The organism is Streptomyces sp. NPDC047079 (genome assembly GCF_040643755.1).
Lineage (GTDB): Bacteria > Actinomycetota > Actinomycetes > Streptomycetales > Streptomycetaceae > Streptomyces.
The window spans coordinates 1-10,025 of the sequence record NZ_JBEYUZ010000057.1 but is presented as its reverse complement, the minus strand read 5'-3'; the positions used below and the strand labels follow the sequence as shown (position 1 = coordinate 10,025).

Genomic DNA, 10,025 nt, shown 5'->3' with positions numbered 1-10,025 from the left:
CGAGCTGCGGCTCGGTGACCCGACCGAGTCGGAGATCGACCGCAAGGTCGCCCAGAACGTTCCCAGCACCATGCCGGGCCGCGGCCTCAGTTTGGCGCCGCGGGCTTGGGCGCCGGCGGCCGCGGGGCAGCCGGACGGTCCCCCACTGCCTTGACGGCGCGGGAGGCACCCCCGGCCTGCGCCGGGGAGGGCGCGGCCGGCTTCGCCGGTGTTGCCTTGCGGGGGCCGGCGGGCTTCGCGCCACCGCCGTTGCCCTGCTGCAAGGCGTCGGTCAGCTTACGTACTACGGGCGCCTCGATCGTCGAGGACGCCGAACGGACGAATTCACCGAGTTCCTGGAGCTTGGCCATGACGACCTTGCTCTCGACACCGAACTCCTTGGCGAGTTCGTAGACCCGGACCTTAGCCACTTCGCTCCTTTGAGGTCCGGGTTGCGGCCGGACCGTCGCTAGTTCATGGGCGTACTCATCGCGTACTCATCGAGTGCTCATCGCAATCTCGACCTGCTTTCGACTCGCGAGGTACCAGACCGCACGGGGTGCCGCGCGGCGCTTCTTACGGTGTTGCCTGCTCAGCGAGACGCTGTCGGCAACCTTCGGTCTGCTCGACGTACTGGCGCAACGCCATTACATCGAGCGGTCCCGGGACGCGGAGCGCCCGGGGGAACGCCCGGCGGCGGACCGCCAGGTCGAGACAAGCCGGCGCGGGGTGCACATAGGCGCCCCGGCCGGGCAGCGTACCGCGAGGATCGGGGACGCAGGCGTCCTCGATCACCACGGTACGCAGCAGTTCGGTCTTGGCCGCTCGCTCCCGGCACCCCACACAGGTGCGCTCAGGGCATGCGCGGGCATGCGTCCGGCCAGACACGGTTAAGTCTACCTCCCCGCACCGACCTCACCCCTTTGGGGCAAGAATCGAACACTTGCTGCGCATAAAACTGTCGTGATCTCAGCGACACTCGGCCGGGATCTGTTCCCCGGCCGAGGTCAGGGACCTCATCCCTGCCGGTCGGCGGGCTGCTCGGTGTCCGGCCGGATGTCGATCCGCCAGCCGGTGAGCCGGGCGGCGAGACGGGCGTTCTGCCCTTCCTTGCCGATCGCGAGCGACAGCTGGTAGTCGGGGACCGTCACCCGGGCGGAGCGGGCCGCGAGGTCCACGATCTCCACCTTGGAGACGCGGGCCGGGGACAGCGCGTTCGCCACCATCTCGGCCGGGTCGTCCGACCAGTCGACGATGTCGATCTTCTCGCCGTTCAGCTCGCCCATGACATTGCGCACCCGGCCGCCCATGGGGCCGATGCAGGCGCCCTTGGCGTTCAGACCCGATCGGGTGGACCGGACGGCGATCTTCGTGCGATGGCCGGCCTCACGGGCGATCGCGGCGATCTCGACGGACCCGTCGGCGATCTCCGGCACCTCCAGCGCGAAGAGTTTCTTCACCAGATTGGGGTGGGTGCGCGAGAGGGTGACGGATGGACCGCGCACGCCCTTCGCCACCCGAACGACGTACGAGCGGATCCGCGTGCCGTGCTCGTAGCTCTCGCCGGGCACCTGCTCCTGCACCGGCAGGATGGCCTCCAGCTTGCCGATGTCGACCAGCACGTTCTTCGGGTCGCGGCCCTGCTGGACCACACCGGTGACGATGTCGCCCTCGCGGCCCGCGTACTCGCCGAGCGTCGCGTCGTCCTCCGCGTCGCGCAGGCGCTGGAGAATGACCTGCTTGGCGGTGGTGGCGGCGATACGGCCGAAGCCCGACGGGGTGTCGTCGAACTCGCGCGGCTCCTGCCCTTCCTGAAGGTCCTCGGGGTCCTCCTTCGCCCACACAGTCACATGGCCGGTCTCCCGGTTGAGCTCCACGCGCGCGTGGCGGCGGCTTCCCTCGGTGCGGTGGTAGGCGATGAGGAGGGCCGCCTCGATCGCCTCGACGAGCAGGTCGAAGGAGATCTCCTTCTCCCGTACCAAGCCCCGCAGGGCACTCATGTCGATGTCCACGGCTACGCCTCCTCCTCTTCCTTCATGTCCTTCGTGTCCTTGCGGCTGAACTCGACCTGCACGCGCGCCCTGTCGATGTCCGGGAAGGCGAGTCTGCGGGTGGTGGCCTTGCGGCCCTTCACACCCGGCACCTCGAGGTCGACTCCTTCGTCGTCGACCTGCAGAATCCTCGCGACCAGCTCGCCGCCCTCGGCCAGCTGGAACTTCACCAGCCGGCCCGCGGCCCGCACGTAGTGCCGGTGTTCCCTGAGGAGGCGCTCCGCGCCCGGGGTTCCGACCTCGAGGGTGTACTCGCCCTCGCCCATCGCGTCCGTCTCGTCGAGCTTCGCCGAGAGCGCGCGGCTCACATCGGCGATCTGGTCGAGGTCTGCCCCGGTGTCGGAGTCGACGACGACGCGCAGCACCCGCTTGCGTCCGACGGAGTCCACCGCGATCTCTTCGAGATCAAGGCCCTGGGAGCTGACGAGCGGTTCCAGCAGTTCTCGCAGCCTCTCGCTCTGGGTGGTGCTCATCCGGGTGACTCCTCGGCCGCGTGTGCTGTTGTGGGATGGTCGCGTGTCAGGTCAAAGGGTATCCGGTCCCGGAGGGTGTTGCCGTCCACCGGCGCCGCCGCCCGACGGCCGCCGATCCCGGCGATGGCACGGGGCCGGCCGAGCCGATGGCGAGCGGTGGGGCGGCGCGCGGGTACGGTGATCACGGGCAGCCGCCCATCCGTTCGTACGAGGTCTTCGAGGACGTCTGCCGTGCCGTTCCCCCCGCATCCGCGCACCCGTCTGCGCAGAAGGAGCCTGTTCGCCTCGGCCGCGGGTGCCGCGCTGGCCGCGGGCTGCTCCGGCACCTCCGACGAGGCCGGCCCGGGCCGCGGCTCCTCGGCCGCCGACCGGGTACGCGCGCGTGCGGCCCGCGACAGCGAGGAACTGGCGGAACGGTACGCCACCGTGATCGCGGCCCATCCGTCGCTGGCGGCCAGGCTGGGGCCGCTGCGGGCGGAAGTCCTCCGGCACGCACAGGCGTTCGGCGGCCGTGCCGGGGCCTCGGCGTCCCCCTCGGCTTCCGCGCCGGTCTCCCCCGGGGCCTCGGCATCGGCCTCACCGGGTGCGTCCGCCGTACCGGCGGACCCCGGGGCGGCCCTCGCCGGGCTGGCCGCGGCCGAGCGCGCCCTGGCCGACCGGCGCGCCGACGCGCTGCTGGACGTGCCGGGCGAGCCGGCGCGGCTGCTGGCGTCGGTGGCGGCGGCCGGGGCCGCGCACGTGTACCTGTTGACGGAGGGCGGAAAGTGAGCACCAGCGACAGCACGCCGACGGCCGGTGGCGGCGAGCTCGCGGCCCTGCAGGCCGCCCTGCGCGCGGAGCACGCCGCGGTCTACGGCTACGGTGTCGTCGGCGGGCGCATCCAGCAGGCACGTCGGGCGGAGGCACGCGCCGCCTACGACGCCCACCGCGCCCGGCGGGACGAGCTGGCGCGGGCCGTACGGGACCTGGGCGGCACTCCGGAGGCCGCGGCGGCCGCGTATGCGCTGCCCTTCTCCGTGCCGGACCCGGCCGCCGCCGTGCGGCTCGCCGCCGAACTGGAGGAGCGGGTGGCCGGGGTGTACTCGGACCTGGTCCGGGCCTCGACGGGCGAGCGGCGGCGGTCCGCCGCACAGGCGCTGCGGGAGGCGGCGGTGCGGGCGGTGCGCTGGCGCGGCGGGAGCGTAGCCTTCCCTGGTCTCGCCGAGCGGGCGGCGGGGGCCGCCTCCGCCGCGCCGGTGACACCGCGGACCTGAGCGGCACCGCGGGACCCTGGCGTACGCGCACACCGCACGCGTGCGAAGCCGACCTGGAAAGGAAACCCCTCGCGCATGGCTTTCGAACCGCCGCAGCGTCTCGTCCGGGCGCTCGGCGAGACGCAGCGGGACGGCGGCGCCGAGTGGCTGGACAAGCTCCCCGAGCTGATCCGGCACGCCGTCGATCTACGCGGGTTGACGGTGGAGCGGGTGCAGGCGCCGGGGGGCCGCAGCAGCCTGGTGCTGCTGGTGCGGCAGGCGGACGGCACGCCCGCCGTGCTGAAGCTGGCGCCGCCGTGGGCCCGGCCGGGCGGAGAACGGGACGCGCTCGAGCAGTGGGGCGGCTTCGGGGCGGTCCGGCTGCTGGACGCGGACCCCGAGCGGGGTGTGCTGCTGCTGGAGCGGCTCCATCCGGAGATGTCGGTGCGCTCACTGCCGGAGGCCAAGGCCCTGCTGGAGGCGGCCGGCACGCTGCGCCGGCTGTGGGTGGAGCCGCCCGCCGGGCACTCCTTCGAGACGGTGGCCGGGCGCACCGGGCGGCAGGCCGAGGCGATGCGGGAAGGGGCCCGTACGGACCCCGAGGCGGCGCCGTTGATCGAGGCGGCGCTCGCGGCCCGCGAGCAGTTGCTGGCCGCGCCGACCGAGGACCGGCTGCTGCACGGCACGCTCCGGCAGAGCAAGATCCTCGCCGGGGAGCGGTTGCCGTGGCTGGCCGTGGGCCCGGACCCGGTGGTCGGCGAGCGCGCCTTCGATCTGGCGCGTCTGGTGCGGGACCGGGTGGAGGACCTGATCGCGGCGCCCTCCGGCGCGGCGATCACCCGCCGCCGGGTGAAGCGGCTCGCGGAGTCACTGGACCTGGAGCAGGAGCGGCTGCGCGGCTGGACGCTGTTCCGGGCGGTCGAGTCCGGGGCACGGGCGCGCCGCGTGGGCCGCACGCGGGACGCGGAACTTCTGCTGGAGTTCGCGACCTGGCTGTAGCCGCCGGGGCCGGGGTCGGCGTGGGGCTGGGCGTGCGTGCGCGGACGGCCGCCGGTCGTGGGACCGGCGGCCGTCGGCGAAGGGAACGGTCCGGCCGTCAGGCGGTGAGGCGGGCGATCGCCTCGTCCACCGTCAGTTCCTCGCGCTCACCCGTCCGGCGGTCCTTCAGCTCCAGGACGCCCTCGGCGGAGCGGCGGCCCGCCACCAGGATCTTCGGCACACCGATCAGCTCGGCGTCCGTGAACTTCACGCCCGGGGAGACACCGGCCCGGTCGTCCACCAGCACGCGGAGGCCGGCCTCGGCCAGCTTCCCGGACACATCGAGGGCCAGCTCGGTCTGGAGCGCCTTGCCCGCCGCCACCACGTGCACATCGGCCGGGGCGACCTCCGCGGGCCAGCACAGGCCCTGCTCGTCGGCGGTCTGCTCGGCGAGCGCGGCGACCGCACGGGAGACACCGATGCCGTAGGAGCCCATGGTCACACGGACCGGCTTGCCGTTCTGGCCGAGGACGTCGAGCTTGAGGGCGTCGGCGTACTTGCGGCCCAGCTGGAAGATGTGGCCGATCTCGATGGCGCGGTCGAGCTTGAGGCCGGTGCCGCACTTCGGGCAGGGGTCGCCCTCCCGCACCACCACGACGTCCACGTACGCGTCGACCTCGAAGTCGCGGCCCGCGACCACGTTCTTCGCGTGCATTCCCTCCTTGTTGGCGCCGGTGATCCAGGAGGTGCCGGGGGCCACGCGCGGGTCGGCGACGTATGTGACCTTCTCCAGGCCCTGGGGGCCGACGTAGCCGCGGACCAGGTCCGGCCGGGCCGCGAAGTCCGCCTCGGTGACCATCTCCACGACCGCCGGGGCGAAGTGCGCCTCGACCTTGTCCATGTCGACCTCGCGGTCGCCGGGGACGCCGACGGCGACGATCTCACCGTCGACCTTGACCAGGAGGTTCTTCAGAGTGGCGGAGGCGGGGACGCCGAGCGAGGCGGCGAGGGTCTCGATGGTCGGGGTGTCCGGGGTGGGGATCTCCTCGAGCGCGGGCACGCCCGAGGCGTCGACCGGCTTCAGCGTGTACGTGATCGCCTCGGTGTTGGCCGCGAAGTCGCAGTTGGGGCAGTCGGCGAAGGTGTCCTCACCGGCCTCGGCCGGGGCGAGGAACTCCTCGGACTTGGAGCCCCCCATCGCGCCCGCGGTCGCGGCGACGATCCGGTAGTCGAGGCCGAGGCGCTCGAAGACACGCTGGTAGGCCTGGCGGTGCAGGGCGTAGGACTGGGCGAGGCCCTCGTCCTCCAGGTCGAACGAGTACGAGTCCTTCATCAGGAACTCGCGGCCGCGCAGGATGCCCGCGCGGGGCCGGGCCTCGTCCCGGAACTTCGTCTGGATCTGGTACAGGATGACCGGCAGGTCCTTGTACGAGGACGCCTGGTCCTTCACCAGCAGGGTGAAGATCTCCTCGTGGGTCGGGCCGAGCAGGTAGTCGCCGCCCTTGCGGTCCTTGAGGCGGAACAGCTCGGCGCCGTACTCGTCCCAGCGGCCGGTCGCGTCGTACGGCTCGCGCGGCAGCAGGGCGGGGAGCATCACCTCCTGCGCACCGATCGCGTCCATCTCCTCGCGGACGATCCGCTCCACGTTGGCGAGGACCTTCTTGCCGAGCGGCAGCCAGGTCCACACTCCGGCGGCGGTACGGCGGACGTATCCGGCGCGGACCAGCAGCTTGTGGCTGAGGACCTCGGCGTCCGCCGGGTCGTCGCGCAGCGTCTTCGCCATCAACTGGGACATGCGCTGGACCGGTGCGTTCGCCATGGTTTCTCGTACTCCTGCCGATGCGGTCCCCCCGCCCGTGCGAAGCCGGGAGTGAGGGAGGGTGATGGCTAGGAGGTTAGCCGGGCTTGCTGTGCCGGTGGAAATCCGTCAACGGCGGCGGAGCGGCAGCGGGGCGCCCATGACGGCGTACGGTTTCGGCGCGCTGGGGAAGACCACCTGGCGCGCCAGGTCCACATAGCCCAGTGAGTGGTACAGGCCGCGGGCCGGGCTGTCGGTGTCGATCGCCGAGAGGATCGAGCGGGGCTGCCCGGCGCTGTCGGTGATGGTGGTGATCAGGGCGCGGCCGATGCCACGGTTCTGGTGGCGAGGGTGCACGTGCAGCTCGGTGATCACGAAGGAGTCGTCGAGCCAGTCGTCGTGGCCCTGGGCGCGCAGATAGGGCTCGACGACGGTGGACCACCAGTGCGTACGGTCGTTGGGCATGCCGTAGACGAACCCGGCGAGCCGTCCGTCGGCGGTGGTGGCGCCGAGGGCGCGGGCCCCCGGGTAGTTCATGTGCCGCAGCACGATCTGGCGGCGTACGGCGATCTCGTCCGCTCCGAGCCCGAACGCGACGGCCTGCACGGCGAGCGCCTCGTCGACGCGTGCGGACAGGTCCAGGGGGCCGATCACTACGTCGTCGGTGGTACGCGGCATGCCTGGAGCCTACCGGGGTGCCGGGCCCGTCTCAGAACAGGATGCTCATGAATGCGCCGACCTCCTGGAACCCCACCCTGTGATAGGTCCGCCGGGCAGCAGTATTGAAGTCGTTGACGTACAGGCTCACCACGGGGGCCACCTCCGCGAGCGCGTACCGCAGCACCGCCGCCATGCCGGGCGCCGCGAGGCCCCGGCCGCGGTACTCGGGGGCGACCCAGACGCCCTGGATCTGGCAGGCGTGCGGGGTCGCCGCGCCGATCTCCGCCTTGAACACGACCCGGCCCTGGTCGTCGAGGCGGGCGAACGAGCGTCCCGCGCCGACGAGTTCGGCGACCCGGGCCTGGTACAGCAGCCCGCCGTCACCGGCCAGCGGGGAGACGCCGACCTCCTCGGTGAACATCGCCACGCACGCCGGCATGATCGTCTCTATCTCGTCCTTGCGGATGCGGCGGACGTAAGGATCCGGGGCGATGTCGGCGGGCATGCGGTCGGTGACCATCAGCGGCTGGTGGGCCCGGACCTCGCGGGCCGGACCCCAGCCGGGCTCCAGCAGCCGCCACAGCTGGGCGGTGGGCCCGGAGGGGCCGACGATCGAGGAGCAGCGACGGCCGGCACGCCGGGCCCGGTCGGCGAAGGCGCGCACCGCGCGCGGGGTCGCGCAGATCGGCACGAGGTTGGCGCCCGCGTAGCACAGCGACGTGAGCATGCCGTCCTCGTACCAGCCCCACATCTCGCCGCCGAGGCGCCAGGGGTCGAGGCCCGCGACCTGGACCCGGGACGTCACGAAGGCGTTCGCGACCGGCTCGCGGTCGAGGACGGCGAGCGCGGCGTCCAGGTCACTCGGTTCGAGGACCCGGGTCGTGGTCTGCGTCAACACGTGCGGATGCCTCACCCTGGGGTCTGCTGATCTCCGCACTGTACCTGGCGTGCCTGTTCGGCGCCGCCCGTAGCACCGGGTAAGCGAACCGTCACCTGGCGGCGAACCCTATGAACGCCTTCCAGGCGGTGGGCGGGAGGGTGAGGGCGGGGCCGGTCTCGGGGGCGAGTTTGGAGTCGCGGATGTGGATGGCGGTGGGGCAGGGGGCGACTTCTACGCATTGGCCGCCCTGGTCGTCGCTGCGGCTGGACTTGCGCCAGGCGAGGGCGACTTCGAGGCACTCACCTCCCGCTCCGCTGCTGTAACTGCTCTTGAACCACGCCAGTTCGGACAGCGCTTCGACATTCACGTCTCCCCCAGCAACTTCCCTACGTAAGCCAACGATTCACGCGGGGTCAGGGCTTGTGCCCGTAAAAGGTTGTACTGCTCCTCCAGTTCCCTGACCGTCCGGCGGTCGGTGAAGAGGCGACTATGGGTGTGCGCCTCCACATAGGCGATCCTGCGCCCTTTCATCGTCTCGATCAAGGTGAACGGGCCGCCGAGCGCGGCATGCTCTTCGTCGTCCGGCATCACCTGGAGATGCACGTCGCGCCGTCGCCCCACCAGCAGAATCTGCTCCAACTGGCGTCTCGCAACGGCCACTCCACCGAGTCGCTTGCGCAGGACGGACTCCTCCATCACGAAGCTGACAGTGGGCATCGGCTTCCGCGCGAGGATCGCCTGCCGTGCCAGCCGCGCCGCCACACGCTGTTCGATCGTCTCCTCCTCAAGGGCCGGTCGCCACATGGCGAACACCGACCGAGCGTAATCCTCCGTCTGCAAAAGGCCGGGGACCCCCTGCACAGCGAAGACGTGCAGGGCAACGGCCTCCTTCTCCAGCTTCGCAGCATCCCGGAAGAACGCCGGATACTGGGCCCGCTCCAACTCCTCGACCATCTCCAGCAGCACCCCGTGCCCGCCCAGCGCGTCGTCCGCCTTCGCGACGAACTGCCCCGACGGAATCCGCCTCCCCTGCTCGAACGACGCGATGGTCGACTCCGAGTACCCCGTACGCGCGCCCAGTTCCGCGCGTCCCATCCCCGCCCACGTCCGCAGCCTCTTCAACTGCCGCCCGAAAAGGTGCGGCACACCCGTCCCCGCGGTTTCCTCGTCGCTCATACACCCCTCACCGTTCTCACGCGGCACCGGTTACGGCTCGCCCCGCGTACAGACGCGCCCCGACCACGTACAACGCGCGGCGGTCCCGGCTCAGCCGCTGTTCAACGCTACGCAGCGTGCGCGAGCGTGAGCATCATGAAGTCAGCAACTCCTTCCGACCGGCATATGCAGAAGTGCCTCGCGCCCGCACGCTCGTTCGAGATGCGGTTCACGTCCAGTCCCCGGGGCGCACGGCTCGCCCGGCGTCTGGTCGCGCATCGGCTCCATGAGTGGGGGCATCCCTACGAGGGCTCCCTCAACGAGACGGTCACGCTCCTCGCCGCCGAGCTGGCCGCCAACGCCGTACGGCATGGGCATGTGCCGGGGCGGGACTTTCACCTGCGGCTTATCGAGGGGCGGGACGGCGTACGGCTGGAGGTCTCCGACACCAGGACCGAGCGCCTGCCTGAGTCCCGGCCCCCACAGGACCCGGCGGCCGACGAGTCCGGGCGGGGCCTGCTGCTGGTGGAGGCTCTCGCCGACCGGTGGGGCGTGGAGCCGCGCAGTCCGGGGAAGTGCGTCTGGGCGGAGGTACGACCGAGTCCCGCCACCCCCAGGTGACGGGACTCGGGAAAAGCGCGGGAAGCGGAGGTCAGTCCGCGACCGAGACGGACGGCTCGCCGGAGGCCACGCCGTCCTTCTCCATCTGCTCGGCCAGCTTCATGGCCTCCTCGATCAGGGTCTCCACGATCTTCGACTCGGGCACGGTCTTGATGACCTCGCCCTTGACGAAGATCTGACCCTTGCCGTTGCCGGAGG

General features: G+C 71.7%; 12 protein-coding genes and 2 pseudogenes. 4 read left to right on the top strand and 10 right to left on the bottom strand.

Annotated elements, in window-relative coordinates; all coding sequences use genetic code 11:
- Nucleotides 1–104: 104 nt before the first annotated feature.
- The 4 genes and pseudogenes from ABZ823_RS30665 to rimP all read right to left on the bottom strand — a co-directional run.
- A pseudogene (locus ABZ823_RS30665) lies at nt 105–410 on the bottom strand (translation initiation factor IF-2 N-terminal domain-containing protein); the annotation flags it as partial.
- A gap of 145 nt (nt 411–555) precedes the next feature.
- Nucleotides 556–867, bottom strand: coding sequence for a YlxR family protein (locus tag ABZ823_RS30660; RefSeq protein WP_361666134.1), 312 nt, complete (start codon nt 865–867; stop codon nt 556–558).
- Between the two features lie 128 nt (nt 868–995).
- The gene (nusA, locus tag ABZ823_RS30655) at nt 996–1,991 is read right to left on the bottom strand and encodes a transcription termination factor NusA (RefSeq protein WP_361666131.1); all 996 of its coding nucleotides are present in this window, start codon (nt 1,989–1,991) and stop codon (nt 996–998) included.
- A gap of 2 nt (nt 1,992–1,993) precedes the next feature.
- Nucleotides 1,994–2,503, bottom strand: coding sequence for a ribosome maturation factor RimP (gene rimP, locus ABZ823_RS30650; RefSeq protein WP_361666128.1), 510 nt, complete (start codon nt 2,501–2,503; stop codon nt 1,994–1,996).
- 231 nt (nt 2,504–2,734) lie between these two features.
- Between rimP and ABZ823_RS30645 the strand changes: the two genes are divergently transcribed.
- From ABZ823_RS30645 to ABZ823_RS30635, 3 genes are all read left to right on the top strand, one after another.
- A complete protein-coding gene (locus tag ABZ823_RS30645; RefSeq protein WP_361666126.1) occupies nt 2,735–3,271 on the top strand; it encodes a hypothetical protein in 537 nt (178 codons plus the stop codon).
- Nucleotides 3,268–3,756: a ferritin-like domain-containing protein gene (locus tag ABZ823_RS30640; protein ID WP_361666123.1), complete on the top strand. Its 489-nt coding sequence runs from the start codon at nt 3,268–3,270 to the stop codon at nt 3,754–3,756. The genes ABZ823_RS30645 and ABZ823_RS30640 overlap by 4 nt, the downstream gene beginning before the upstream one ends.
- Nucleotides 3,757–3,831: 75 nt before the next feature.
- Nucleotides 3,832–4,734: an aminoglycoside phosphotransferase family protein gene (locus tag ABZ823_RS30635; RefSeq protein ID WP_361666121.1), complete on the top strand. Its 903-nt coding sequence runs from the start codon at nt 3,832–3,834 to the stop codon at nt 4,732–4,734.
- A gap of 97 nt (nt 4,735–4,831) precedes the next feature.
- Here ABZ823_RS30635 and ABZ823_RS30630 read toward each other — a convergent pair whose 3' ends face one another.
- The 5 genes from ABZ823_RS30630 to ABZ823_RS30610 all read right to left on the bottom strand — a co-directional run bounded on the left by ABZ823_RS30630 (nt 4,832) and on the right by ABZ823_RS30610 (nt 9,227).
- Complete coding sequence (locus ABZ823_RS30630; protein WP_361666118.1) at nt 4,832–6,532, bottom strand: proline--tRNA ligase; 1,701 nt, start codon at nt 6,530–6,532, stop codon at nt 4,832–4,834.
- 108 nt (nt 6,533–6,640) lie between these two features.
- Nucleotides 6,641–7,189 carry a GNAT family N-acetyltransferase gene (locus tag ABZ823_RS30625; protein ID WP_361666116.1) on the bottom strand — a complete coding sequence of 183 codons (549 nt, stop codon included), beginning with the start codon at nt 7,187–7,189 and terminating at the stop codon, nt 6,641–6,643.
- Between the two features lie 31 nt (nt 7,190–7,220).
- Complete coding sequence (locus ABZ823_RS30620) at nt 7,221–8,069, bottom strand: GNAT family N-acetyltransferase (RefSeq protein ID WP_361666114.1); 849 nt, start codon at nt 8,067–8,069, stop codon at nt 7,221–7,223.
- A gap of 91 nt (nt 8,070–8,160) precedes the next feature.
- Nucleotides 8,161–8,418, bottom strand: coding sequence for a DUF397 domain-containing protein (locus ABZ823_RS30615; protein WP_361666111.1), 258 nt, complete (start codon nt 8,416–8,418; stop codon nt 8,161–8,163).
- Nucleotides 8,415–9,227, bottom strand: a complete 813-nt coding sequence (locus ABZ823_RS30610) for a helix-turn-helix transcriptional regulator (RefSeq protein WP_361666108.1) — start codon at nt 9,225–9,227, stop codon at nt 8,415–8,417. Before ABZ823_RS30610 ends, ABZ823_RS30615 begins: the two co-directional genes overlap by 4 nt.
- A gap of 135 nt (nt 9,228–9,362) precedes the next feature.
- Here ABZ823_RS30610 and ABZ823_RS30605 point away from each other — a divergent pair, with 135 nt between their 5' ends.
- Complete coding sequence (locus ABZ823_RS30605; RefSeq protein WP_361666105.1) at nt 9,363–9,827, top strand: ATP-binding protein; 465 nt, start codon at nt 9,363–9,365, stop codon at nt 9,825–9,827.
- Nucleotides 9,828–9,858: 31 nt separating this feature from the next.
- On the opposite strand, the pseudogene ABZ823_RS30600 reads toward ABZ823_RS30605, so the two are convergent.
- Nucleotides 9,859–10,025, bottom strand: a pseudogene (locus tag ABZ823_RS30600) (4-hydroxy-3-methylbut-2-en-1-yl diphosphate synthase); the annotation flags it as partial.